The 23,729-nt window shown below is 60.7% G+C and carries 22 protein-coding genes; 10 read left to right on the top strand and 12 right to left on the bottom strand.

Features of this window, described 5'->3' with window-relative positions; translation table 11 throughout:
• Positions 1 to 34 precede the first annotated feature (34 nt).
• Both Q7W83_RS01055 and Q7W83_RS01060 read left to right on the top strand, forming a co-directional pair.
• A complete protein-coding gene (locus tag Q7W83_RS01055; protein WP_473655557.1) occupies positions 35 to 1,261 on the top strand; it encodes a 3-hydroxyacyl-CoA dehydrogenase in 1,227 nt (408 codons plus the stop codon).
• Positions 1,262 to 1,342: 81 nt separating this feature from the next.
• Positions 1,343 to 1,762 carry an acyl-CoA thioesterase gene (locus tag Q7W83_RS01060; protein ID WP_473655558.1) on the top strand — a complete coding sequence of 140 codons (420 nt, stop codon included), beginning with the start codon at positions 1,343 to 1,345 and terminating at the stop codon, positions 1,760 to 1,762.
• 69 nt (positions 1,763 to 1,831) lie between these two features.
• On the opposite strand, the gene Q7W83_RS01065 is transcribed toward Q7W83_RS01060, so the two are convergent.
• The 4 genes from Q7W83_RS01065 to Q7W83_RS01080 all read right to left on the bottom strand — a co-directional run bounded on the left by Q7W83_RS01065 (position 1,832) and on the right by Q7W83_RS01080 (position 6,823).
• Complete coding sequence (locus tag Q7W83_RS01065; protein WP_150631862.1) at positions 1,832 to 2,317, bottom strand: glycine zipper domain-containing protein; 486 nt, start codon at positions 2,315 to 2,317, stop codon at positions 1,832 to 1,834.
• A gap of 339 nt (positions 2,318 to 2,656) precedes the next feature.
• Entirely contained in the window at positions 2,657 to 5,005 is a 2,349-nt protein-coding gene (locus tag Q7W83_RS01070; RefSeq protein WP_473655559.1) for an FdhF/YdeP family oxidoreductase, read from the bottom strand.
• Complete coding sequence (fdhD, locus tag Q7W83_RS01075; RefSeq protein WP_473655560.1) at positions 5,002 to 5,841, bottom strand: formate dehydrogenase accessory sulfurtransferase FdhD; 840 nt, start codon at positions 5,839 to 5,841, stop codon at positions 5,002 to 5,004. Before fdhD ends, Q7W83_RS01070 begins: the two co-directional genes overlap by 4 nt.
• Positions 5,842 to 5,935: 94 nt before the next feature.
• On the bottom strand, positions 5,936 to 6,823 hold the full coding sequence (locus Q7W83_RS01080) for a LysR family transcriptional regulator (RefSeq protein ID WP_150631859.1): 888 nt from the start codon (positions 6,821 to 6,823) through the stop codon (positions 5,936 to 5,938).
• Positions 6,824 to 6,960: 137 nt separating this feature from the next.
• Here Q7W83_RS01080 and lysM point away from each other — a divergent pair, with 137 nt between their 5' ends.
• Positions 6,961 to 7,401 carry a peptidoglycan-binding protein LysM gene (lysM, locus tag Q7W83_RS01085; RefSeq protein ID WP_150631858.1) on the top strand — a complete coding sequence of 147 codons (441 nt, stop codon included), beginning with the start codon at positions 6,961 to 6,963 and terminating at the stop codon, positions 7,399 to 7,401.
• Between the two features lie 126 nt (positions 7,402 to 7,527).
• On the opposite strand, the gene yrfG is transcribed toward lysM, so the two are convergent.
• Positions 7,528 to 8,190, bottom strand: a complete 663-nt coding sequence (gene yrfG / locus Q7W83_RS01090) for a GMP/IMP nucleotidase (RefSeq protein ID WP_150631857.1) — start codon at positions 8,188 to 8,190, stop codon at positions 7,528 to 7,530.
• A gap of 90 nt (positions 8,191 to 8,280) precedes the next feature.
• On the opposite strand from yrfG, the gene nudE reads away from it, so the two are divergent.
• Positions 8,281 to 8,847, top strand: a complete 567-nt coding sequence (gene nudE, locus Q7W83_RS01095) for an ADP compounds hydrolase NudE (RefSeq protein ID WP_150631856.1) — start codon at positions 8,281 to 8,283, stop codon at positions 8,845 to 8,847.
• Positions 8,844 to 9,671 carry a 3'(2'),5'-bisphosphate nucleotidase CysQ gene (gene cysQ, locus Q7W83_RS01100; protein ID WP_150654322.1) on the top strand — a complete coding sequence of 276 codons (828 nt, stop codon included), beginning with the start codon at positions 8,844 to 8,846 and terminating at the stop codon, positions 9,669 to 9,671. The genes nudE and cysQ overlap by 4 nt, the downstream gene beginning before the upstream one ends.
• A gap of 111 nt (positions 9,672 to 9,782) precedes the next feature.
• On the opposite strand, the gene Q7W83_RS01105 is transcribed toward cysQ, so the two are convergent.
• From Q7W83_RS01105 to rfbB, 7 genes are read right to left on the bottom strand one after another with little or no spacing between them, the layout of a single operon-like run.
• Complete coding sequence (locus tag Q7W83_RS01105) at positions 9,783 to 10,238, bottom strand: thioesterase domain-containing protein (protein WP_150631854.1); 456 nt, start codon at positions 10,236 to 10,238, stop codon at positions 9,783 to 9,785.
• 40 nt (positions 10,239 to 10,278) lie between these two features.
• Positions 10,279 to 11,664 (bottom strand): sigma-54-dependent transcriptional regulator, encoded by a 1,386-nt coding sequence (locus Q7W83_RS01110; RefSeq protein WP_150635881.1) that lies wholly within the window; start codon positions 11,662 to 11,664, stop codon positions 10,279 to 10,281.
• Entirely contained in the window at positions 11,661 to 13,469 is a 1,809-nt protein-coding gene (locus Q7W83_RS01115) for a sensor histidine kinase (protein ID WP_150631852.1), read from the bottom strand. The genes Q7W83_RS01110 and Q7W83_RS01115 overlap by 4 nt, the downstream gene beginning before the upstream one ends.
• A gap of 36 nt (positions 13,470 to 13,505) precedes the next feature.
• The gene (gene rfbD, locus Q7W83_RS01120) at positions 13,506 to 14,375 is read right to left on the bottom strand and encodes a dTDP-4-dehydrorhamnose reductase (RefSeq protein WP_473655561.1); all 870 of its coding nucleotides are present in this window, start codon (positions 14,373 to 14,375) and stop codon (positions 13,506 to 13,508) included.
• On the bottom strand, positions 14,372 to 14,920 hold the full coding sequence (gene rfbC / locus Q7W83_RS01125) for a dTDP-4-dehydrorhamnose 3,5-epimerase (protein WP_150631850.1): 549 nt from the start codon (positions 14,918 to 14,920) through the stop codon (positions 14,372 to 14,374). The genes rfbD and rfbC overlap by 4 nt, the downstream gene beginning before the upstream one ends.
• A complete protein-coding gene (gene rfbA / locus Q7W83_RS01130) occupies positions 14,917 to 15,792 on the bottom strand; it encodes a glucose-1-phosphate thymidylyltransferase RfbA (RefSeq protein ID WP_150635879.1) in 876 nt (291 codons plus the stop codon). The genes rfbC and rfbA overlap by 4 nt, the downstream gene beginning before the upstream one ends.
• Entirely contained in the window at positions 15,789 to 16,871 is a 1,083-nt protein-coding gene (rfbB, locus tag Q7W83_RS01135; RefSeq protein ID WP_150635877.1) for a dTDP-glucose 4,6-dehydratase, read from the bottom strand. Before rfbB ends, rfbA begins: the two co-directional genes overlap by 4 nt.
• Positions 16,872 to 17,047: 176 nt before the next feature.
• Between rfbB and Q7W83_RS01140 the strand changes: the two genes are divergently transcribed.
• The 5 genes from Q7W83_RS01140 (at position 17,048) to Q7W83_RS01160 (ending at position 23,602) form a co-directional block, all read left to right on the top strand.
• Positions 17,048 to 19,960 carry an aminotransferase gene (locus Q7W83_RS01140; protein ID WP_150635874.1) on the top strand — a complete coding sequence of 971 codons (2,913 nt, stop codon included), beginning with the start codon at positions 17,048 to 17,050 and terminating at the stop codon, positions 19,958 to 19,960.
• Positions 19,961 to 20,273: 313 nt separating this feature from the next.
• Positions 20,274 to 21,152: an N-carbamoylputrescine amidase gene (gene aguB, locus Q7W83_RS01145; protein ID WP_150631846.1), complete on the top strand. Its 879-nt coding sequence runs from the start codon at positions 20,274 to 20,276 to the stop codon at positions 21,150 to 21,152.
• Positions 21,153 to 21,156: 4 nt separating this feature from the next.
• Positions 21,157 to 22,263 carry an agmatine deiminase gene (gene aguA / locus Q7W83_RS01150; protein ID WP_473655562.1) on the top strand — a complete coding sequence of 369 codons (1,107 nt, stop codon included), beginning with the start codon at positions 21,157 to 21,159 and terminating at the stop codon, positions 22,261 to 22,263.
• Positions 22,264 to 22,508: 245 nt separating this feature from the next.
• A complete protein-coding gene (locus tag Q7W83_RS01155; protein ID WP_150631844.1) occupies positions 22,509 to 22,724 on the top strand; it encodes a hypothetical protein in 216 nt (71 codons plus the stop codon).
• Between the two features lie 209 nt (positions 22,725 to 22,933).
• The gene (locus Q7W83_RS01160; RefSeq protein WP_473655563.1) at positions 22,934 to 23,602 is read left to right on the top strand and encodes a DsbA family protein; all 669 of its coding nucleotides are present in this window, start codon (positions 22,934 to 22,936) and stop codon (positions 23,600 to 23,602) included.
• Positions 23,603 to 23,729: the final 127 nt, after the last annotated feature.

A 23,729-nucleotide genomic window follows, 5' to 3' on the forward strand; every position in this document is an offset into this window, starting at 1 on the left:
GGTCTGTCTTTGGATCGCCCACAAGAGAACAACTATGAGCCAGACACCGTTCAACATTCAGCGCGCTGCCGTCATCGGTGCGGGCACCATGGGCCGTGGCATTGTCATGTGCCTGGCCAATGCCGGGGTGCCGGTGCAGTGGGTCGATAACAATCCGCAGATGCTTGAGCAGGCGCTGGTCAGCGTGGCGGAAACCTACACGCACAACGTGCGGCAGGGGCGGATTGATCAGACTGAAGCTGACGCGCGCCTTGCACGGGTCACGGCGGCTGCCGATTATGCGGCGATCCGTGAGGTCGATCTGGTGATCGAAGCGGTTTACGAAAACCTTGTACTGAAGCAGAAAATCTTCCGCGAACTGGATGGCCTGCTCAAGCCCGAAGCCATACTGGCCAGCAATACGTCGGCGCTGGATATCGACGCTATTGCTACCGCCACCCGCCGTCCGCAACACGTCCTGGGCCTGCACTTCTTCAGCCCGGCACACATCATGAAACTGCTGGAAATCGTTCGTGGTGCACAGACTTCGCCGGCGGTGCTGGATGCCGCGCTGGAGCTGGGCAAGCGCATGGGCAAGGTCAGCGTAGTGTCGGGCAACTGCGAGGGGTTCATCGGCAACCGTATGCTCAAAACCTACGTGCTGGAAGCGCGCAAGATGCTGCTTGAAGGTGCTTATCCCTATCAGGTGGATGCGGCGCTGCAGGGCTTCGGTTTCGCCATGGGACCGTTCCGCATGTATGACGTGGTCGGTATCGACCTCGAATGGCGCGCTCGGGAGCTGGCGGGCAAGGGGCAGGATGCGCCGCAGGTTCAAGTGGATAATCGTCTGTGTGAACTGGGCCGTTTCGGGCAGAAGAGTGGCAACGGCTATTACCACTACGAAGCGGGCAGTCGCCAGGCTGAGCACGACGAGCAGGTGGATGCGCTGGTGCTGAAGGTCAGCGAAGACTTGGGCTTCCAGCGTCGCGAGATCGCGCCTGAGGAGATTCTGGAGCGCTGCTTGCTGGCACTGGTCAACGAGGGTGCGAAGATTCTTCAGGAAGGGATTGCGACGTCGGCGCATGACATCGACCTGGTGTACCTCAACGGGTATGGTTTTCCGGCGGACAAGGGCGGGCCGATGGCCTGGGCGGATCAGCAGGGATTGGCGGATATTCATCAGCGGTTGTTGGCGCTTGAAACCCGGCAGGGTGATCACTGGCAACCGGCGCGGTTGATTGGGGAGTTGGCGGCGGTGAGTAAGGGGTTTGCTGACCGGTGATTGATATAGCGCCTGTGCCAGCGATGAACGCGACTCGGTTTTCGCTTTAGACTGGCCACACAACTTCAGGGATTGACGCTCATGCCCCAACGCACCGACTACCCTCACTTCCAGCCCATTACCACGCGCTGGCACGACAACGATGCCTACGGTCACGTCAACAACGTCACCTATTACAGCTTTTTCGACACGGCAGTGAACACTTATCTGATCGAAGTCGGCGGTCTGGATATCCATGACGGCGAGGTGGTGGGTTTTGTCGTGAGTTCGGCTTGTGATTACTTTGCCTCCATCGCTTTCCCCGACCGAATCGAGATCGGTTTGCGGGTGGGCAAGCTGGGTAACAGCTCGGTGCAATACGAACTGGCGGTGTTCAAGGACGGTGAAGACGAAGCCTGTGCGGCGGGGCGTTTCGTGCATGTGTTTGTGGATCGGACGTCGAATCAGCCGGTGGCGATTCCTGGTGGATTGCGTGGTGCGCTGGAGCGGTTGGTGGTTTGACCGGCAAAAAAAATCGCAGCCAGAAGGCTGCGATTTCTTGATCTACCGGTAAACGAGGCGATTCAAGCCTCAGTCGCGATAGCGATGGTGATGCTTGCGGTGGCCATAGGCGTGACCGCGACCGGGATGACCATCACGGTAGTAGCGACGATCGTCACCACGGCCGCGATAGGAGCGACGATCATCGTCCTCGTCGCTCTTGTTGCCCATGTAGTTACCCAGTGCGCCACCGGCGCCGCCGCCTGCTGCGGAACCGATCAGGCTGCCGGTGGTGCCGCCCATGCTGCGGCCGACCACGTTACCGCCCGCTGCGCCCAACGCACCGCCAATGGCCGCTTCGCCACGGCTGCGTTTGTCTGCGCCGACTGCGCTACCACCCGCACCGCCCAGGGCCGCGCCAATGGTTGAACCTGTGTTGCCGCCTAACGATTGACCGACGACCGAGCCCAAAACCCCGCCCAATGCGCCGCCCACACCTGCTTCGGTGGTGCCTCCGGCAGAAGCGAAGCCACTGACCAGGCCAAGGGACAACAAGAGAATCGAGGAGAACTTCATAGAGGAACCTCAAGGGGATGACGGCGCGATCCTGAGGCTGAGTCATGGGGCTTACAATCGAAATCCGACGAATGACACGACTTCAATAGATATACCTAAGTTACTGTTTTTTAGCCGGAACTTAACTGTTTTTCGCCGGTCTTTAGCTACTTCGGAATGGCCGTTTTTGTGGACGATTGGAAAGTACTGGAACAGTGTCGAGACAAGAGTCGGCAGGTCAAACGCAATCGCGGGCAAGCCCGCTCCCACAGGATTTGTGTGTTGAGCACAATATCTGTGACCAACAGAGATCTCTGTGGGAGCAGGCTGGCCTGCGATGAGGCCAGACCAGGCGAAGCGTTAAGCCGACTTCGCCAGAATCAACCCGGTCTCGCTCGCCATTTCCAATCGTATCGCCACAAACTTCGACGTCGGCGTATGACTGCCATCCCCGGTGCTTTCCAGCGGTACCAGCGGATTCACCTCCGGGTAATACGCCGCCGCTTGCCCCGCGGGGATATCAAACGCCAGCAGCGTGAAACCCTTCACCCGACGCTCACGGCCATCGTCCCAGATCGAAACGATGTCGGCCTTCTGCCCCGGTTTGAACCCCAGGCGAATGATGTCTGCTTCGTTCACAAACAGCACATCGCGCTGCCCTTTCACGCCGCGATAACGGTCGTCGAGGCCATAAATGGTGGTGTTGTACTGATCGTGGGAGCGCATCGACTGCATGATCAGGTCCGGCAACACGCCTGTAGCGCGAGTGCGCTCGTGCACCAGATCCTTGGGCAGGACGTTCGCACGGAAATTGGCGCGCCCTGATGCCGTGTTCCAGCGACGAGCACCGGCGCTGTTGCCGAGGTAGAAACCGCCCGGATTCTTGATCTTCTCGTTGAAGTCCTTGAAGCCCGGAATGGTGTCGGCGATCAGGTCACGGATTCGCCGGTAATCGGCCACCAGCCAGTTCCAGTCCACCGGTTTGCTGCCCAGGGTCGCGGCAGCGATACCGGCGATGATCGCAGGCTCGGAGCGCATCTGGTTCGACAGCGCCTGCAACTGGCCGTTGGAGGCGTGGACCATGCTGAACGAATCTTCCACGGTCACCGCTTGCGGGCCTTCGGTCTGGATATCGATGTCGGTGCGGCCCAGGCACGGCAGGATCAGCGCGTCTTTGCCGTGAGCCAAATGGCTGCGGTTGAGCTTGGTGCTGATTTGCACGGTCAGGTCGCAATTGCTCAAGGCCTGGAAGGTGCGCGTGCTGTCCGGAGTGGCTTGGGCGAAGTTACCGCCCAGAGCGATGAACACCTTTGCACGACCTTCGGCCATGGCATGAATCGCTTCGACCACGTTGTGACCGTTTTCGCGCGGCACCTTGAACTGGACACGACGCTCCAGGGAATCGAGGAACGCCACCGGCGGACGCTCGTTGATGCCCATCGTGCGGTCGCCCTGCACGTTACTGTGGCCACGCACCGGGCACAGGCCGGCGCCGGGACGGCCAATATTGCCGCGCAGCAGCATCAGGTTGGCGATTTCCTGGATGGTCGCGACCGAATGACGATGTTGGGTGATACCCATCGCCCAGCACATGATCACGTTCTTGCCTTTGGCGTACATGCGCGCCGCTTGCTCGATTTCCACGAGCGTCAGGCCGGACTGCGCGACGATCTGCTCCCACGGCGTATCGTCGACGGTGCCCAGGTATTCCAGCACGTTGACACTGTGTTCATTAAGAAAGTCGTGGTCGAACACGGCGGGCTCACCGGCATTCTGCGCGTTGCGCTCCCATTGCAGCAGGAATTTCGCCATGCCGCGCATGATCGCCATGTCGCCGCCCAGTGCCGGGCGAAAATACGCGGTGTTGGTCGGTTTGTCGCCGTTGGTGAGCATTTCGATCGGGTGTTGCGGGTGCTGGAAACGTTCCAGGCCACGTTCTTTAAGCGGGTTGATGCACACCACCTGCGCGCCACGTTTCACTGCTTCGCGCAGCGGTTCGAGCATCCGAGGGTGGTTGGTGCCAGGGTTCTGGCCCCAGACGAAAATCGCATCGGCGTGTTCGAAGTCGTCGAAGGTCACGGTGCCTTTACCGACGCCAACGCTCTGCGCCAATGCGACGCCGCTGGCCTCGTGGCACATGTTCGAACAGTCGGGGAAATTGTTGGTGCCATAGGCGCGCACGAACAATTGATAGAGGAACGCCGCTTCGTTGCTGGCACGTCCCGAGGTGTAGAACTCGGCTTGATCCGGGCTCGACAAACCGCGCAAATGCTTGGCGATCAGGGTAAAGGCATCATCCCAGCTGATGGGCTGGTAGCGATCGGTTTCGGCGTTGTAAATCATCGGCTCGGTCAGGCGGCCCTGATATTCAAGCCAGTAATCGCTCTGTTCCAGCAGCGAGGTGACGCTGTGTTTAGCGAAGAATGCCGGGTTGACCGCCCGTTTGGTCGCTTCCCAGTTCACCGCTTTGGCGCCGTTCTCGCAGAACGCCACCATGCCGGCTTCATTGGAATCGCCCCAAGCGCAACCCGGGCAGTCGAACCCGCCATTCTTGTTGGTCTTGAGCATCATGCGCAGGTTTTTCAGCGCGTTGTCGCTGGTCAACCAGGCCCGGGCAACGCTGGCCAGCGCGCCCCAACCGCCGGCCGGGCCTTTATAGGGCTTGTAGCGAGGAACGGGTTTCTGGTCGGCTTGACGGTGTTGACTCACGCTTGATTCTCCAACGCTGGGCTGTAGACCCGCGGCGCATTCTTCTGGGGCAAATGGATAAGGTTTAAGTTGTGACGACGGGCCCATTGCACGGCAAGGCCGGTGGGCGACGACAGGCTGACGAGGGTCTGGATGCCGGCGCGCAACACTTTCTGGATCAATTCGAGGCTGCAACGACTGGTGACAATCGCCAGGCCGCCGGTGGTCGGGATCTTTTGCCGGATCAGCCCGCCGATCAGCTTGTCGAGGGCGTTGTGCCGGCCAATGTCTTCGCGGCCCAACAGCAATTCGCCCTGACCGTTCATGAACACCGCCGCATGCACCGCGCCGCAATGCTGGCCGAGCGGCTGGAACGCACCGATGCGTTGGCGCAAGCCATCGAGCCATTCGGCGGGCGGCAGCGGTGTGCCGGGTAGCACCTTGAGGTCCGGCAGGGCCTGCTCGACCGCTTCCACGCCGCAGAGTCCGCAACCGCTGGTGCCGGCCAGTTGCCGGCGCTGCTGCTTGAGGTTCCAGAAGGCGCGGTTGGCGATGGTCACTTGCGCGTACTGCGCCGATCCCGAACCGCTCAGTTGCAGGTCATAAATGTCGGAGGCGTCTTCGATGATGCCGCTGCCGAGGCTGAAACCGACGATGAAGTCTTCCAGGTCCGTCGGTGTCACCAGCATCACCGCCTGACTGATGCCGTTATAGGCAATCGCCAACGCGACTTCTTCGGCCAGCGCGGTGCTGGCCGAATCGGTGTATTGAAGATCGCTGTAACTGTACGTTTGGCTGGCGGAGGGCGCGGGCGTTTCGAGGGCTGGCGCCGCGCAAACAGGGCGCTTGGCGTTCATGGGGCATCACCGACGGTTTAGTCAGGTTTAAGCCTATGCGCGTCAAAGTGTCGCGTCTAATTGCTATTACTGATCTACCGATAGATGGCGTCGATCAAGAGTTTGTCATTGATTGCTGATAAATCGCGAAACAGGCTTCCGCCAACGCCGAGCGTGGAGCACTGCGCCGCATGATCAGCCCCAGCCGGCCGAGGGTCTGGGCGTTTTCGATCGGTTGCAGGCGCAGATGGTCAGTCAGGTTTTCCAGGCCGCCTTCCAGCGGCATTACCGCACAACACAACCCGCCATGAACGGCTTGTAACAGTTGATGCACGGCGTCGGTCTGCAACAGCGGCTGCGGAGTAAGGCCGCGGCTGTGGAAATTGTGGTCGATGGACTGGCGAAAGTGCATGCCGCTGGTGAGCATGCCCAGCGGCAGTTCGATTAGCGACTCCCAACTCAGCGGCGCCTCCCCGAACGTGAAGAAGCGCTGATCGTAGAGCAGGCCCATGCGGGTTTCGCTGAAGGCCAGAGAGTCGAAACGTTCGGCATCCAGACGTTCCAGGTACGACACACCGAGGTCCAGGCGATTGTTCGCCAGTTGTTCGAGGATCTGCTCGGAGCTCAGCGCCGAGAGTTCGAAGCGCAGGTTTGGGTGTTCGCCGTGCAAGCGTTGCAACAGCGGCAGCGGATCGAAACTCGACAGCGGCACTACGCCCAGACGCAGCGTGCCGACCAGATTCCCGCGGCAGGCAGCGGCTTCTGCCTGCAAACCGTCGTAAGCCGCCAGCACCGTGCGCGCCCAGGCCAGCACCCGCTCGCCCGGCGCAGTGAAACCTTCGAAACGCTGGCCACGGTTAACCAATGGCAACTCAAGTTCTTCTTCAAGGCTGCGCAAGCGCATGGACAGGGTGGGCTGGGTGATATGACAACGCGCCGCGGCCTGGCCGAAATGCCGGGTTTCGTCGAGGGCGATGAGGAATTTCAGCTGCTTGATGTCCATCTTCGCTCCAGGGTGCGGGGAGGTCGGGATTCTAGCGCCTGGGGGGCGGCGGCGTCATTGGTCGGGTGGGAGCCGGGTGTTGCAACCTTGGTCTAGGCTTTTGCGTCTGGAACCAAAAAAACCAAGGAGAGTGCACCATGAGTATTTTTAGCTTTGTGAAAGAAGCAGGCGAAAAGCTTATCGATCTGCTGACGCCGGGCAACGCCAATGCCAGCGAGCAGTTGAAGGAACACATCAGCAAGGTCGGCCTGGGTAATCCGAATGTGCAGGCGACAGTGGATGGCGACAAAGTCACGGTGACCGGTGAGGTGGCAAGCCAGGAAGAGAAGGAGAAAATCCTGCTGGCCGTGGGCAATATCGCCGGTGTCGGCAGCGTGGATGACCAGATTACGGTGACCGGGCCGGTGGTGAAGGCTGCAACCTTTGTCACGGTTGTGAAGGGCGACACGCTGAGTGCGATTTCCTTGCGCGTGTATGGCGATGCCAACCAGTATCAAAAAATCTTCGAGGCCAACAAGCCGATGCTCAAGGATGTGAACAAGATTTATCCGGGGCAGTCGTTGCGGATTCCTGAGTAAGTCTCAAGACCGGGTGATGGCCATCGCGGGCAAGCCCGCTCCCACGGGATTTGTGTCGTTCACAAAAGGTGCGCACGACTCAGAACCTGTGGGAGCGTGGCTTGCCCGCGATGCAGGCGACGCGGTCTAAAGCCCGGCAATCAACTCCCGGTAATCAACCACCGCCGCAAACTCCGCCGTGTCTTTCGGCCCTTTGCGGCTGTCCGGTTCCCGCACCGCCAACAAATGCGCAACACCGAAATCCCGCGCACTGCGCAGGATCGGCACCGTATCGTCGATAAACAGGCTGCGCGCCGGATCGAAGCCGATGTCCGCCTGCAATGCCTGCCAAAACTGCGGATTCTCCTTGGGGAAGCCGTAATCGTGGGAACTGATCAACCGCTCGAAGTAAGGCGCCAGTTCAATCCGTTCCAGTTTCAGTGACAGCGAATCTCTGTGCGCATTGGTGATCATCACCACGCGTTTTCCGGCCTGCTTGATCGCCTCCAGGAACGTATCCGCATCCGGGCGCAAAGCGATCAGGTGCGCGGTTTCCAGTTTCAGTTCGCGCACTGGCAGCTTCAGTTCGGCGCTCCAGAAATCCAGGCAATACCACTGCAACTGACCGGCGTTACGTTCAAACAGCGGCTGCAATTCCATCTCGGCCATGGCCCGGCTCACCCCGTGCAACTCGGCGTAACGCTGGGGCAGGTGTTCCAGCCAGAAATGGTTGTCGAAGTGCAGGTCCAGCAGCGTGCCGTCCATGTCCAGCAGAACGGTGTCGATGTCGCGCCACGGCAGCAGTGACATAAAAAACTTCTCCAACGGTAAAAAAGATATCCGAGGTCAACAATCAGGATAGGCCGGGTATAGTAACGCGTTCACGCCAAGGAGCTTTTCATGCGCCAGAAACCCACCATCCTCGCCCGCGAGATTGTCGCCACCAGCCGTTTGTTCTGCGTCGAAGAGCTGAAATTGCGCTTTTCCAATGGCGTGGAGCGCACTTATGAGCGACTGGTCGGCAAAGGCGCCGGTTATGGCGCGGTGATGATTGTGGCGATGCTTGACGCGGACCACGCGGTGTTGGTGGAGGAATATTGCGGCGGCACCGATGAATACGAGCTGTCGCTGCCCAAGGGCTTGATCGAGCCGGGCGAAGACGTGTTGGCGGCGGCGGAGCGCGAGCTCAAGGAAGAAGCCGGTTATGGCGCGCGACAGCTGGAGCATCTGACTGAGTTGTCCTTGTCGCCGGGTTACATGAGCCAGAAAATTCAGGTGGTGCTGGCCACGGATCTGTACGAAGAAAGGCTGGAAGGCGACGAGCCCGAGCCGATGGGCGTGGACAAGATCAATCTGCGTGAACTGTCCGGCCTGGCCCAGAACCCGCGATTCACTGAGGGCCGTGCCTTGGCGGCGCTGTACCTGGCCCGTGATCTGTTGACTCAGCGTGGGGTGTTCCTGCCATGAATTTCCCGCATCCCTTGATGGCGCCGGTGATTGAACTGGCATTGAAGGCTGGCGACGCGATCCTGCCGTTCTGGCGCACCGGCACGACCGTGACCGCCAAGGCCGACGACTCACCGGTCACCGCGGCCGATCTGGCCGCTCATCATCTGATTCTGGCCGGCCTGACGGCGCTGGACCCGAGCATCCCCGTGTTGTCTGAAGAAGACGCCAACATCCCCCAGAGCGTGCGCGCCGGTTGGCAGCGCTGGTGGCTGGTCGATCCGCTGGACGGGACCAAGGAGTTCATCTCGGGCAGCGAAGAATTCACCGTCAACATCGCGCTGATCGAGCAAGGTCGTGTGGTGTTTGGCGTGGTGTCGATGCCGACCAACGGGCGTTTCTACGTCGGTGGTGCCGGGCTGGGCGCGTGGCGTGGTGATGCCGGTGCGCAACCGTTGCCCATTCACGTGCGCGAGGTTCCGCCGCCAGGTGAGGCGTTCACCGTGGTCGCCAGTCGCCGGCATTCGAGCCCCGAGCAGGAACGCTTGCTGGCGGGGTTGAGCGATAGTCTGGGTGAGTTGCAACTGGCCAATATCGGCAGTTCGCTGAAATTTTGCCTGTTGGCAGAAGGGGCGGCGGATTGTTATCCACGTCTGGCGCCGACTTCGCAGTGGGATACGGCGGCGGCGCAGGGTGTGCTGGAAGGGGCGGGTGGTGCAGTGCTGGATTTGAGCGGTGCGCCGTTTTGTTATCCGGCGCGGGAATCGCTGTTGAATGAATTTTTCCTGGCGCTGCCAGCGAAAGCGGCCTGGCGCGACAAGCTGCTGGAACTGGCTCGCAGCTAAGGTCGTTCCTTTTGGGAGCGAACCTGCTCGTGATGGCGGCGGGTCAGGCAACTATCACGTTGGCTGGTACTGCCTCATCGCGAGCAGGCTCACTCCCACAGGTTCTGTGGTTTACCGGTGCAGGACGTACTGCCCGGTAAACGTCACCGCATCGTCTTCACTTCCTGCATTCACAATCCGCGAATGCAGCGTCAACCTTGCCCGACCGTAGCGCTGATACATCGTCAAAAACTTCTTCCACACCGCCGCACTCGGCGCCTGGCAAATCGCGGTCGCGTCCAGGGTCACCGGCAGCGGATAGCTGATCTGTCCTTCCTGAATCACGATGTGCCCGTCTTCAATCCCTTCCTCACGCAACCGCAAATGCAGCCAGCCCCAACCCGCCAGCACCGCGCCGCAGTACAGGCTGCCGCCGAACATGGTGCTTTTGTGATTGACGTTGGCTTCCAGCGGCAAGTGCAGGCGCAGTTGCTGGTCGTGCCAGTCGAGCACTTTGACGCCCATGGCTTGCGTCAGGGGAATGTCGCGGTGGAGGACTGATTCCAGGTGACGACTGTCGCGGTTCATGAAGGGGCCTTTTGTTTGAAGTGTGCGGTTTGAAGGTCGATCAATCGAGTTCGTCGGTCGGGTGGTGATCGGCGAAATTCAGCCCGTGTTTGCGCAGTTTGTCGTGCAAGGTCTTGCGCGGAATGCCCAAGGCTTCGGCGAGGCTGCGCACCGAGCTGTGAGCGCGCGCCAGCTCAGCGGCAATCAACGACTTCTCGAAGTTTTCCACCTGCTCGCTCAAGCCGCCGCTGATCGCTTCAACCGTTGTGCTCGCCCCACCCTCCGGCGCGCTGTTGTCCAGTGCCAGTTCCAGGCCCAGGGCGAAACGTTCGGCGGCGTTCTGCAATTCCCGCACGTTGCCCGGCCAGGTGTGACGCAGCAGCAACGCCCGCTGCCCCGGTTGCAGTTCATGGGGCGGCAAGCCGTGGCGGGCACTGGCTTCGTCGGCGAAGTGCTGGAACAGCATCAGCGCATCTTCACCGCGTTCGCGCAGCGGCGGAATGCGCAACGGGGCGACGTTGAGGCGGTAATACAAGTCGGCGCGGAAGCGGCCCTGATCGGCGGACTGGCGCAGGTCTTCCTTGGTGGCGGCGATGATGCGGATGTCCAGCGGGATCAGCTGATTGCCACCCAGGCGCTCGACCACCCGCTCTTGCAGCAAGCGCAGCAATTTCACCTGCACGTCCAGGCTCATGCTTTCGATTTCATCGAGGAAGACGGTGCCACCGCTGGCGAATTCGAACTTGCCGATACGGCGCTTTTGCGCACCGGTAAACGCGCCGGGCTCATGACCGAACAATTCGCTTTCCACCACGGATTCGGCCAGGGCCCCGGCGTTGATGGCCACGAACGGGCCGTTACGCCGGTTCGACAAATCGTGCAGCGCCCGCGCGACGACTTCTTTGCCGGCGCCGGTTTCGCCGAGGATCAGCACATCGGCCCTGGTCGCCGCCAGTGCGCCGATCTGCTCGCGCAGACGCAGCATCGGCGCCGATTGCCCGACCAGTCGGGTGCTCAGTTCATTGCGGTCGCTCAGCGCCAGACGCAAGCTGCGGTTGTCCAGCACCAGTCGGCGCAGGGCCAGCGCGCGACGGACGCTGTCGAGCAGGGCGTCGCTGGCGAACGGTTTTTCGAGGAAGTCATAAGCGCCGGCGCGCATCGCCTGGACTGCCAGTGGCACGTCACCGTGACCGGTGATCAGCAGCACCGGCAACTCCGGGTCCTGGGCGTGCAATTCAGTCAGTAACTCCAGACCGTCCATGCCGGGCATGCGGATATCACTGACCACCACACCCGGCCAGTCACGCTCCAGTTGCCCGGCCAGGCCCTTGGCTTCGGCGAGTGGCAGGATTTTCAGGCCGGCCAGATCCAGCGTCTGGCTCAGGGCCTGGCGCAGGTGGGGATCATCGTCGATCAGCACGACCTGGATGCGGTTGTCGATGGTCATGCACTTCGGTCCTCGGACGGTTGCAGGCTCACGCCCGGTGCGCCTGCGCGCAGTTTCAGGGTGATCAGGGCGCCGCCTTCCTTGTGGTTGGCGAACGACAGTTCACCGCCGAAGGCGCGCATCAGGGTTTCGCAAATCGCCAGCCCCAGACCGAGCCCCTGCGTGCGGGTCTTGGTGGTGTAGAAGGGCTCGCTGGCGCGACCAAGGGCTTCCATGCAAAAGCCGGGGCCGTTGTCGCGAATGTACAGATTGACGCCGTCGGCAGTGGATTGGGCACTCAACCAGAGTTTACGCGGCGGGCCTTTTTCCGTCAGCGCGTCCAATGCGTTGGCCAGCAGATTGCCGAGCACCTGGCGCAGTCGGGTTTCCCCGGCCTCGACCCACAGCGTGGCGGCGGGCAAATCGCGGATCAGCTCGACTTCCATGCTGCGCCGCCGTTTGGCCAGCAATGCCAACGCATCGTCCAGCGCCGGTTGCAGCGCGACGCTCTCCGGGGCGTGGCGATCGCGCCGGGCAAAGGCACGCAGGTGCGCAATGATCGAGGCCATGCGCCCGGTCAGTTCGCTGATCAGTTTGAGGTTGCCGCGTGCATCGTCGGTGCGCTGATGATCGAGCAGCACTTCGGCGTTTTCCGCGTAGCTGCGGATGGCGGCCAGCGGTTGATTCAGCTCATGGCTGATGCTGGCCGACATGGTCCCCAGCGCCGACAACTTGCCGGCCTGCACCAGGTCATCCTGGGCGCGTACCAGTTCCTGTTGGGCGTGCTCGCGCTCCAGCACTTCCTGTTTCAGTCGGCGGTTCAGGCCTTCGAGGTCGCTGGTTCGTTCGGCGACCCGGCCTTCCAGTTCCCGGCGGGCCTTGCCTTCGAAGGCGATTCGTTCGAGGTAGTGACGGCGGCGCTGCATCATCAGGCCGAGCAGCAGCATTAACACCAGCAGTGTCGCGCCGCCGATGGCAACCACCGTGCGCACCGGGCGATCGATCAAGGTGCGCGGCGCAAGGATGCTGACGCTCCAGCCGGTTTCGTCGATCTGCCGGGTCTGGGTCAGCCAGGCGTCTGGATTGAGATTCAACGGTTTCGGGGCGCGGGTCGGATAGGGTTGAATCGCGGTGATTGCCTCGCGCTCGCTTTCGCCCAGTGGCCGGGTCGCGCGGAATCGCCACTCTGGCCGCGAGGTGAGGATGACCACGCCGTTGTGGTCGGTGACCAGCAGTTGTTCCGGGGTTTTGCCCCAAAGGCTTTCGGTGTGGTCCAGGTCGACCTTGATCACCAGTACACCGAGGACTTTTTCGCCGTCGCGCACCGCCGCTGCAAAGAAGTAACCGCGTTTGGCCGACGTGGTGCCCAGCCCGAAAAACCGCCCGAGACGCCCGGCCATGGCTTCGCTGAAATACGGGCGGAACGAAAAGTTTCGGCCGACGAAGCTGTCGTGTTTGTCCCAGTTGGACGCCGCGAGGGTCTTGCCGGTGGTGTCCATCAGGTACATGACTTCGGCGCCGGTTTGCGCGCTGATGTTTTTCAGCAGCCGGTTGGCATTGCCTTGGGTCACACCATCGTCGGGGGCTCCGAGTGTGGCACGCAGCGCCGGCAGGTCGCCGAGGATCTGCGGCAACACTTCATAACGGTGCAGTGTGCCCAGCAGGTTGGCGACGTACAGGTCGAGGGTCTGCCGGTTCTGCCCGGCCAGTTCGCTGCGGTAGTAACGCTCGGCCAGATGCTCCAGCGGCCACAGCAACGGCGCCAGGCACAGCGCCAACAGTGCGAGGCTGCGCCAACGGGGTCTGCGGGGGAGGGTCGGAGTCATGAGCATCAGGCGCCTGAGGGTACAGGCGCATTATGCCTAGGCTTGCCCGGCAAGACACTCGCGCAGCGCGGTTTGCCAGTCTGGCTGGCTGACGCCCCATTCGCGGAGCAGGCGACTGCAATCGAGGCGCGAGTTCAACGGTCGGGCGGCAGGCGTCGGGTAATCGCTGGAAGGGATGGGCAACAGGTGCGCGCAAGGCTTGCCCTGTTCCCGCAGCGCTTCGCCGATGGCTTGGGCGAATCCGAACCATGAGGTTTCACCTTGGGCGCTCAGGTGATAAGTGCCCCAGGCGCCGCTCTCACCGGCCTGCCAGCGCTCGATCAGGGCGAGGGTGCTGTTGGCGATCGTACCAGCCCAGGTGGGCGCGCCGATCTGGTCCGCGACGATGCGCAACTCTGGTTTTTCTTGCAGCAGACGCTGCATGGTCAGCAGGAAGTTGTGGCCGTGGGTCGAGTAGACCCAGCTGGTGCGCAGGATCAGATGCTTGCCTTGTACCGCCGTGATCGCCTGTTCACCGGCCAGTTTGCTCTCGCCGTAGACGCCAAGCGGGTTAGTCGCATCTGTTTCGGTGTACGGCGCGCCTTTGCGGCCGTCGAACACGTAATCGGTGGAGTAGTGGATCAACGGGATGCCAAGCGCCGCCGCTTCTTCAGCCAGAATGCCAGGGGCCTGCGCGTTGACGGCGAACGCCGCTGCTTTCTCGCTTTGAGCCTTGTCGACCGCCGTATAAGCCGCGGCGTTGATGATCAGATCGGGACGAACGCGCCGGACCTGCTGACGAATCTGCTCGGGTTGAGCCAGATCAAGTTGATCGCGACCTGGAACGACCAACTCGCCCATTGCACCCAGGCGCCTCTGCAATTCACTTGAGACCTGTCCATGTTTACCGCTGATAAGAATTCTCATGGAAACAGATCGATCTCTTGCAAGGTTTTACCAAGTTGGTCTTTGGCGGAAAGCTGAGGAACGGTACCACCCAGTTGCCAATCGATGGCCAGCGTCGGATCGTCCCAACGGATGCAACGCTCGGCGGACGGGTTGTAATAGTCCGTGGTCTTGTAGAGGAACTCGGCGAAGTCGCTCAGTACTACAAACCCATGGGCGAAGCCTTCCGGTACCCAGAGTTGTCGACCGTTTTCGGCGGATAAACGCACCGCCACCCATTGGCCAAAATTCGCCGAGTTGCGGCGAACATCGACGGCGACATCAAGTACTTCACCGACCGTCACCCGCACCAGTTTGCCCTGGGTGTTTTCCAGCTGGTAATGCAGACCACGCAGTACGCCTTTTTGTGAGCGCGAATGGTTGTCCTGAACGAACTGCCTGTTCAGGCCGGTCGCCGCTTCGAATGCCTTGGCATTGAAGCTTTCGTAGAAAAAGCCGCGCTCGTCGCCGAAGACCTTGGGCTCAAGGATCAACACTTCAGGCAGCGCGGTTTCAATCACATTCATTGTCCACCCTCAGCCAGTTTGTAAAGGTACTGACCGTAACCGGTCTTGCCAAAATACTGGGCGCGCTCAAGCAAATGCTCGCGATCGATCCAGCCTTTTTCGTAAGCGATTTCTTCGAGGCAGGCGACTTTCAGCCCTTGGCGATGCTCGATGGTCTGCACGTACTGGGAGGCTTCGAGCAGGCTGTCGTGAGTGCCGGTATCCAGCCAGGCGAAACCGCGGCCGAAGCGCTCGACCTGCAGATCGCCACGCTTGAGGTAGGCATTGTTGACGTCGGTAATCTCCAGCTCACCGCGAGGCGAGGGCTTCACGGCTTTTGCGATCTCGATCACGTCGTTGTCGTAGAAGTACAGACCGGTCACTGCGTAGCTGGATTTCGGGGCTTTCGGCTTTTCTTCGATCGACAGGGCGCGGCCTTCGTCGTCGAAATCGATCACGCCGAAGCGCTCAGGGTCTTTGACCCAGTAACCGAATACAGTGGCCCCGGACGTGCGGTCCACGGCATTTTTCAACTGTTCGCTGAAGCGCTGACCATGAAAGATGTTGTCGCCAAGGATCAGGCACACCGGGTCCTTGCCAATGAATTCCTCACCAATCAGAAAGGCCTGGGCCAGGCCATCCGGCGAAGGCTGTTCGGCGTAGCTGAAATGCACGCCGAACTGGCTGCCGTCACCCAGCAGGTTGCGGTACTGGGGCAAATCCTGCGGAGTGGAGATCACCAGGATTTCCTTGATGCCGGCCAGCATCAGGACCGAGATCGGGTAGTAGATCATCGGTTTGTCGTAGATCGGCAACAGCTGTTTGGACACGCCCAAGGTGATCGGGTGCAGACGTGTGCCCGAACCCCCGGCCAACACAATTCCTTTCATCATGCGATCAACTCCTTGGTATTGATGGCGCCCAGTCGTTCACCCTGATAGCTGCCGTCCTGAACACGGCGGCACCACTCCAGGTTTTCCAGATACCACTGGACGGTTTTGCGCAGGCCGGTCTCGAAGGTTTCTTCGGGTGTCCAGCCAAGCTCGCGCTCAATCTTGCTGGCATCGATCGCGTAGCGCAGGTCATGGCCAGGACGGTCCTGGACGAAAGTGATCAGGTCGGCGAAATGCGCGACACCTTCAGGCTTGTTCGGCGCCAGCTCTTCGAGTAACGCGCAGATGCCACGCACCACATCGATGTTCTTCTGTTCGTTGTGACCGCCAATGTTGTAGGTCTCACCAACGACGCCTTCGGTGACCACTTTGAGCAATGCTCGGGCGTGATCTTCGACGAACAGCCAGTCGCGAACCTGCAGGCCGTTACCGTAAACAGGCAGTGGCTTGCCGGCCAGGGCGTTGAGAATCACCAGCGGAATCAGTTTTTCGGGGAAGTGGAACGGCCCGTAGTTGTTCGAGCAGTTGGTCAGCAACACCGGCAGGCCGTAGGTGCGTTGCCATGCACGGACCAGGTGGTCGGAGGCTGCCTTGCTGGCGGAGTACGGCGAACTTGGCGCGTACGGGGTCTTTTCCGTGAACAGGTCATCGACGCCATGCAGGTCGCCGTACACCTCGTCTGTGGAGATGTGGTGAAAACGGAAGCCGCTTTTCTCGGGCTCGGCCAGGCTCTGCCAGTAGGCGCGGGCGGCTTCGAGCAAGCTGTAGGTGCCGACGATATTGGTTTGAATGAAATCCGACGGACCGTCGATGGAACGGTCGACGTGGGACTCGGCTGCCAGATGCATGATCGCATGCGGCTGGAAACGTGCCAGCACGGCGCTGACGGCGGCCTGATCAACAATATCGGCCTGCACGAATTCGTAGCGTGTGTCGTTGGCAATGCTGGTCAGCGATTCCAGATTGCCAGCGTAGGTCAGTTTGTCCAGATTGAGCACTTCGTGCCCAGTATGCCGAATCAGGTGGCGAATCAGGGCAGAGCCAATGAAACCGGCACCGCCGGTGATGAGAATACGCATGTTGGCCAGCCTTTATCTGTAAGACGATTGAAGCAAATGAGCATAGCTTGTCGGCAGTAGACGGGTGGTGCAATAGGGTTGTGACGGCTATTTGGGTTTTGACGCATGAACAGGGGTTGATTATCGACCGATGCAGTGGCGATATAAGCGCCTAATAACATTTCAGGGGTTGTTGTATGCCGCTCGCCACGTTGATTCATCGCGCCAGTTTGCCCAGCCCGCAAGTGACTGCGGAGCAAGCGTTAGAGCTGCTCGAGGGGCATTACGGGCTGAGCGGCAGGCTGCAGGCGCTCGGCAGCCAGCAGGATCTCAACTTTCGCGTCGACAGCGAACAAGGGCGTTTCGTCCTGAAAATCTGCCGCGGCGACTATTCGGCTCTGGAGCTGCATGCCCAGCACGCGGGGCTCAAACATTTGGCTGAACACGCCTCTATACACGTGCCGCGAGTGATCCCTGCCAAAAACGGCGCAGACCTGCTTTCACTGACAGTCGACGGGCAAGCGGTGCATGTGCGCCTGCTCGATTACATCGAAGGTCAGTCGTTGACGCACCTCGATCATCTTCCGGGGTCCGTGGTGGCCGGTTTCGGACGGCTCTGCGGCGAAATGAACCTGGCGCTCGCCGCTTTCGATCATGCGGGCCTTGAGCGCACCCTTCAGTGGGACGCCCGCCACGCCAACGCGTTGATCGCGCATTTGCTGCCGGTGATTGCAGATGACCGGCAACGCGCGTTGATCGCAGAAGTGGCCGAACAGGCCGAGCGGCATTTGCAGCCGCTGGTGGACAAGTTGCCGGTACAGGCCATCCACATGGACATCACCGACGACAACGCGGTCTGGCAGCGTGATGCGCAACGTCAGTGGCAATTGCAGGGCGTGATCGATTTCGGCGATCTGGTCCGTACCTGGCGCATTACCGATCTGTCGGTGACCTGCGCGGCGCTGCTGCACCATGCCGGTGGCGATCCGTTCTACATTTTGCCGGCGGTTCAGGCCTATCACGCGGTCAATCCGTTGCAACACGAAGAACTGCTGGCGCTGTGGCCATTGATCGTTGCGCGGGCGGCGGTGCTGGTGCTCAGCGGCGAGCAGCAGGTCAGCATCGATTCGGGTAACCAATACAGTCGCGACAACCTGACCCACGAGTGGGAGATTTTCCGCGTGGCCACGTCGGTGCCGTTGGCGTTGATGGAAGCGGCGATCCTCGCGTCGGTCGGCCACAGCCTGCCGGACATCGGCAGCGAAGGCTTTGCACCGCTGCTGCCGAGCCTGGTCGGGCGGGAATTTGCCTTGATCGATCTGGGCGTACTGAGCGCGCATTTCGAGGCGGGCAATTGGGAGCAGGAGGGGATTGATCAGCGTCTGCTGAGCGAAGCGGCTGCTGCCCACGGTTTGGCGGCGAGTCGTTATGGACAATACCGTTTGTCCCGCACCCGCCCCGACAGTGCCAGCGAACCGGACACGTGCCCGCTGCATGTCGAGTTGCGAGTGCCCCATGGCACTGCGGTCGAATCGCCGTTCGCCGGGGTGGTTCATCAACCGGCGCCGGGCGTGCTGCAACTGGACGGCCCGCAGTTGAGCGTGCGGTTGTGGGGCGTGACGCCGTCATTGCACACCGGCGCCGCGCTGGTCAAAGGCCAGGTGTTGGGGGCGGTCAGTGGGCCGTTGCGGGTGCAGTTGTGCCGAGGCGCGTCGCTCGACGCGCCGTTGTTTTGCACGCCCTCCCGTGCGGCGGCCTGGCAAGCGTTGTGTCCATCGCCGGCAGCGCTGCTGGGGCTGGCGTGCGACGCTGAAGCGGAGCTTGATTCGCAGACCTTGCTGGCGCGCCGCGACGCCAGTTTCGCCCGGACGCAGAAGCACTATTACGTCGACCCGCCGCGCATCGAGCGTGGCTGGCGCAATCACCTGATCGACATGCAGGGCCGCTCCTACCTCGACATGCTCAACAACGTCGCGGTGCTTGGTCACGGACATCCGCGCATGGCCGCCGTCGCCAGCCGTCAATGGTCGTTGCTCAACACCAATTCGCGGTTCAACTACGCGGCGGTTGCCGAGTTCTCCGAGCGCTTGCTGAAACTGTCGCCGGAGGGCATGGACCGGGTGTTCCTGGTCAACAGCGGCAGCGAGGCCAATGACCTGGCAATCCGTCTGGCGTGGGCCTACAGCGGTGGCCGCGACATCGTCAGCGTGCTGGAGGCCTATCACGGCTGGACCGTGGGCGCGGACGCGGTCTCGACCTCGATCGCCGACAACCCCAAGGCCTTGAGCAGCCGTCCCGACTGGGTGCACCCGGTGACGGCACCGAACACCTATCGCGGCGAATTCCGCGGCCCGGACAGTGCGCCGGACTACGTGCGCAGCGTCGAACACAACCTGGCGAAAATCGCCGCGCAAGGACGCCAGTTGGGCGGTTTCATTTGCGAGCCGGTGTACGGCAATGCCGGCGGCATCTCGCTGCCGCCGGGGTATTTGAAACAGGTGTACGGCCTGGTTCGTGCCCAGGGCGGCGTGTGCATCGCCGACGAAGTGCAGGTCGGTTACGGGCGCATGGGTCATTTCTTCTGGGGCTTCGAAGAGCAGGGCGTGGTGCCGGACATCATCACCATGGCCAAAGGCATGGGTAACGGCCAGCCGCTCGGCGCGGTGATCACCCGCCGGGAAATCGCCGAAGCGCTGGAGGCTGAGGGTTACTTCTTCTCGTCGGCGGGTGGCAGCCCGGTCAGTTGCCAGATCGGCATGGCGGTTCTGGATGTGATGGAAGAGGAAAAACTCTGGGAAAACGCCCAGGTCGTGGGCGGGTATTTCAAGGAGCGTCTTGAGGCGCTGATCGACAGTCATCCGCTGGTGGGCGCGGTGCACGGCTCCGGGTTCTATCTGGGCGTCGAATTGATCCGCAACCGCGAAACCCTGGAACCGGCGACCGAGGAAACCACGGCGTTGTGTGATCGCCTGCGGGAGTTGGGCGTTTTCATGCAACCGACCGGTGATTTCCTGAACGTCCTCAAAATCAAACCGCCGATGGTTACCTCGCGCCAGAGTGTGGATTTCTTTGTCGACATGCTGGCGAAGGTGCTGGACGAAGGTTTGTAAGGTTTGAAATCGCTTTCGCGGGCAAGCCCGCTCCCACAGGTTTGGCGTCGTGCTCATTATCAGCATCCGACATAAAACCTGTGAGAGCGGGCTTGCCCGCGAAGGCGTCATCAAAAACACTCACTAAATATCGATTGTTATCGAGTTTATGTGCCGTTGTTTTCGACAGAAGGAAGATTAATCGCTTTTAAAGCCGATTTTTATCGGCTATAAAGTCGACATTGCATCGGCGTGCCTCATCACGCCCGGCGCTTCCCTTTCTGTCATCGGTCGATGCCAAACTCGACCCACAGCACTTGCCCGGAGATGATTCATGAGCCGTATCGTTACCGTCGCCGCCACTCAGATGGCCTGTTCCTGGGACCTTGAAGCCAACCTCGAAACCGCTGAAAGGCTGGTCCGAGAGGCGGCGGCCCAAGGCGCGCAGATCATCTTGATCCAGGAACTGTTCGAGGCGCCGTACTTCTGCCAGAAGCCGAACCCGGATTACCTGCAGTTGGCCACGACGGTTGAAGACAACGTCGCCATCAAGCATTTCCAGAAAATCGCCAAGGAACTGCAAGTGGTGCTGCCGATCAGCTTCTACGAACTGGCCGGCCGCGCGCGTTTCAACAGCATCGCGATCATCGATGCCGACGGCTCCAACCTCGGGATTTATCGTAAAAGCCACATTCCGGACGGCCCTGGCTACCACGAGAAGTACTACTTCAACCCGGGCGACACCGGCTTCAAGGTCTGGAACACCCGTTACGCGAAAATCGGCGTGGGCATTTGCTGGGATCAGTGGTTCCCGGAGTGCGCACGCAGCATGGCGTTGCTGGGCGCGGAAATCCTGTTCTACCCGACGGCCATTGGCAGCGAACCGCACGACAAGACCATCTCGTCCCGCGATCACTGGCAGCGTGTGCAGCAGGGCCATGCCGGTGCCAACCTGATGCCGTTGATCGCCAGCAACCGTATCGGCAACGAGGAGCAGGACGGGTACGACATCACCTTCTACGGCTCGTCGTTTATCGCCAACCAGTTCGGCGAGAAGGTCCAGGAACTCGATAAAACCGAAGAAGGCGTGCTGGTTCACAGCTTCGACCTCGACGAGCTCGAGCACATCCGCAGCGCGTGGGGCTCGTTCCGTGATCGTCGCCCGAACCTATACAATGCGCTGAAAACCCTCGACGGTTCCCTGGAGTCCTGACCGCATGACCACATTAAACAGCACCCCGCGCGCCGACGGCTTCTACATGCCCGCCGAGTGGGCGGCGCAAACCCAGACATGGATGATCTGGCCCGAGCGTCCGGACAACTGGCGCCTGGGTGGCAAACCGGCACAAGCCGCGCACGTGGCGGTGGCCAAGGCCATCGCGCGTTTCGAACCGGTGACCGTGGCGGTGTCCGCCGGCCAATACGAAAACGCTCGGGCGCGTCTGGACGTGCCGAATATTCGTGTGGTCGAGATGTCCAGCGACGACGCCTGGGTCCGCGACACCGGCCCGACATTCGTCATCAATAACACTGGTGAAGTCCGCGGCGTGAACTGGGACTTCAACGCTTGGGGCGGTTTTGACGGTGGGTTGTATTCGCCGTGGAACCGCGATTCGCAGGTCGGCGGCAAGATCCTCGAGATCGAACGCAGCCAGCGTTATCGCACCGAGGGTTTTGTGCTCGAAGGGGGTTCGATTCACGTGGATGGCGAAGGCACGCTGATCACCACTGAAGAATGCCTGCTCAACCGCAATCGCAACCCGCACCTGAACCGAGCGGAAATCGAAGCGGTACTCAGCGCCAACCTGGCTGTGGATAAAATCATCTGGCTGCCGGACGGTTTGTTCAACGACGAAACCGACGGCCATGTGGATAACTTCTGCTGCTACGTGCGTCCGGGTGAAGTGCTGTTGGCGTGGACCGATGATCCGCAAGACCCGAACTACCCGCGCTGCCAGGCGGCGATGAAAGTACTGGAAAGCAGCACCGACGCCAAAGGTCGCCCATTCACGGTGCACAAGATGCCGATTCCGGGGCCGCTGTATGCGACCGAAGAAGAGTGCGCCGGTGTCGACCCGGTGGATGGTACCCAAGAGCGTAATCCGACCGTTCGTCTGGCCGGTTCCTACGTGAACTTCCTCATCGTCAACGGCGGCATCATCGCGCCAAGCTTCGACGATCCGCTGGATGGTCCGGCCAAAGAGATTCTGCAGAGCCTGTTCCCGCAACACGAAGTGGTGATGGTGCCGGGCCGCGAACTGTTACTGGGCGGCGGTAACATTCACTGCCTTACCCAACAGCAGCCTGCGCCACACAAAGAGTGAGTGCAGTTGTAACAGCTTGAGTTGATTGCAAATTCGCTCCGGCAGAGGTTTTTCCCGGACGCCTCGCAGAAAAGCCCGCAGTCCATCAGGATTGCGGGCTTTTTTGTATCCGCTTGTCGACCATCCCGACAGATTGGCACAGCTCTTGTATCTCTCCTGCTGTAAACAGGGAGGGGGAGAACTTCGATGTTCTGTCATAAACCTTGGATAAGTTAGCCGCTCACAAACCAGGAGAGAGCGCGGAAATGAACGCCGAAGTTAATGTGGTGAGCGAGCGGGCATTGCATCCCCTGGCAGTAAAAAACAGCGAATCGCTCCAGATTCTGGCGCACTGGTTGAAATCCAATGGAACGCGTCAGATCAGGGAACCTGATCCGCGCCGGATGATGACCGAGCGCTACCCCGCTGGTTTATTCAGCGAAGCGGAACTGGATGCGTTGTGGGATGTGATGGAAGGATAAGAAGAAAAACAACGGATTGATAAAAGCGCTGCCAGGAAGGCGGCGCTTTTTTATGGACGATGGTTTTGCAGGAAGTCAGGGAGTGATTACAGGCCTGCATTCGACCGATTCATGAAACAGACTGAAAGCCATTCCGACGTTTTTCAGGAACCGGCGCAGGGCTAACCTGCCGGCATCGAATCTTCCTACCTTTTCGCCGGAGCCTGCCCATGATCCTTCACTACATTTACGACCCGTTGTGCGGCTGGTGCTACGGCGCAAAACCACTGGTGCAAGCCGCTCAGGCCGTTCTGCCGGTGATTGCTCATGGCGGCGGCATGATGACCGGCGCCAACCGCAAGAACGTCTCGCCACACTTGCGTAACTACGTGATGCCCCACGACCGGCGCATCGCCGAATACACCGGTCAGCCATTCGGCGAAGCGTATTTCGAAGGGTTGTTGCGCGACGAGACGGCGGTGTTTGATTCCGCTCCGCCGATTGCCGCCGTACTCGCGGCGCAGCAGATCGCTGGCCGTGGACTGGAATTGTTGGGCCGTTTGCAGAGTGCGCATTACGTAGAAGGGCGACGCATCGCCGATGAAGCTGTGTTGTTCGAACTCGCCAACGACATCGGCCTGGAACCCGAAGCCTTCCAGTCAGCGTTCAAGGACGCCGAAACCGATCATCACATCAAAGCCAGTCGTGCCTTGTTGGCCAACGTCGGCGGCCACGGTTTTCCGACCTTCGCCGTGGAGAAGGATGGCCAATTCACGTTGGTCGACATCAGCCCGTGGCTCGGCAAGCCACAAGCCTTTGCGGCATGGTTGAGTCAGTCGCTTCCAGCACAGGCCGCTACAGCCGGGTTTCAAGCGTGTGGGCTCCACGGCTGCAATTAGAAGTTCTTAGACGATTTTCGCCTATTCACAGACGATTCATGAAATTGACACATGGTTAAGGGCGCGGATAGGATTCGCCTCAACGCCTGTGGCTAACCGCCATGACTCAAAATAATAAGAAGGCCCG

The sequence above is a fragment of the Pseudomonas sp. 300 genome, assembly GCF_055803035.1.

What these genes read in the sequence shown, in the direction of transcription:
- aguA (WP_473655562.1), top strand. Translation starts at nt 21,157, where the DNA reads ATGACCACATTAAACAGCACCCCGCGCGCCGACGGCTTCTACATGCCC.
- nudE (WP_150631856.1), top strand. Translation starts at nt 8,281, where the DNA reads ATGCGCCAGAAACCCACCATCCTCGCCCGCGAGATTGTCGCCACCAGC.
- cysQ (WP_150654322.1), top strand. Translation starts at nt 8,844, where the DNA reads ATGAATTTCCCGCATCCCTTGATGGCGCCGGTGATTGAACTGGCATTG.
- Q7W83_RS01140 (WP_150635874.1), top strand. Translation starts at nt 17,048, where the DNA reads ATGCCGCTCGCCACGTTGATTCATCGCGCCAGTTTGCCCAGCCCGCAA.
- Q7W83_RS01155 (WP_150631844.1), top strand. Translation starts at nt 22,509, where the DNA reads ATGAACGCCGAAGTTAATGTGGTGAGCGAGCGGGCATTGCATCCCCTG.
- fdhD (WP_473655560.1), bottom strand. Translation starts at nt 5,841, where the DNA reads ATGAACGCCAAGCGCCCTGTTTGCGCGGCGCCAGCCCTCGAAACGCCC.
- Q7W83_RS01055 (WP_473655557.1), top strand. Translation starts at nt 35, where the DNA reads ATGAGCCAGACACCGTTCAACATTCAGCGCGCTGCCGTCATCGGTGCG.
- aguB (WP_150631846.1), top strand. Translation starts at nt 20,274, where the DNA reads ATGAGCCGTATCGTTACCGTCGCCGCCACTCAGATGGCCTGTTCCTGG.
- rfbC (WP_150631850.1), bottom strand. Translation starts at nt 14,920, where the DNA reads ATGAATGTGATTGAAACCGCGCTGCCTGAAGTGTTGATCCTTGAGCCC.
- rfbB (WP_150635877.1), bottom strand. Translation starts at nt 16,871, where the DNA reads ATGCGTATTCTCATCACCGGCGGTGCCGGTTTCATTGGCTCTGCCCTG.
- lysM (WP_150631858.1), top strand. Translation starts at nt 6,961, where the DNA reads ATGAGTATTTTTAGCTTTGTGAAAGAAGCAGGCGAAAAGCTTATCGAT.
- yrfG (WP_150631857.1), bottom strand. Translation starts at nt 8,190, where the DNA reads ATGTCACTGCTGCCGTGGCGCGACATCGACACCGTTCTGCTGGACATG.
- Q7W83_RS01065 (WP_150631862.1), bottom strand. Translation starts at nt 2,317, where the DNA reads ATGAAGTTCTCCTCGATTCTCTTGTTGTCCCTTGGCCTGGTCAGTGGC.
- Q7W83_RS01060 (WP_473655558.1), top strand. Translation starts at nt 1,343, where the DNA reads ATGCCCCAACGCACCGACTACCCTCACTTCCAGCCCATTACCACGCGC.
- Q7W83_RS01115 (WP_150631852.1), bottom strand. Translation starts at nt 13,469, where the DNA reads ATGACTCCGACCCTCCCCCGCAGACCCCGTTGGCGCAGCCTCGCACTG.
- Q7W83_RS01160 (WP_473655563.1), top strand. Translation starts at nt 22,934, where the DNA reads ATGATCCTTCACTACATTTACGACCCGTTGTGCGGCTGGTGCTACGGC.
- Q7W83_RS01110 (WP_150635881.1), bottom strand. Translation starts at nt 11,664, where the DNA reads ATGACCATCGACAACCGCATCCAGGTCGTGCTGATCGACGATGATCCC.
- Q7W83_RS01105 (WP_150631854.1), bottom strand. Translation starts at nt 10,238, where the DNA reads ATGAACCGCGACAGTCGTCACCTGGAATCAGTCCTCCACCGCGACATT.
- rfbA (WP_150635879.1), bottom strand. Translation starts at nt 15,792, where the DNA reads ATGATGAAAGGAATTGTGTTGGCCGGGGGTTCGGGCACACGTCTGCAC.
- rfbD (WP_473655561.1), bottom strand. Translation starts at nt 14,375, where the DNA reads ATGAGAATTCTTATCAGCGGTAAACATGGACAGGTCTCAAGTGAATTG.
- Q7W83_RS01080 (WP_150631859.1), bottom strand. Translation starts at nt 6,823, where the DNA reads ATGGACATCAAGCAGCTGAAATTCCTCATCGCCCTCGACGAAACCCGG.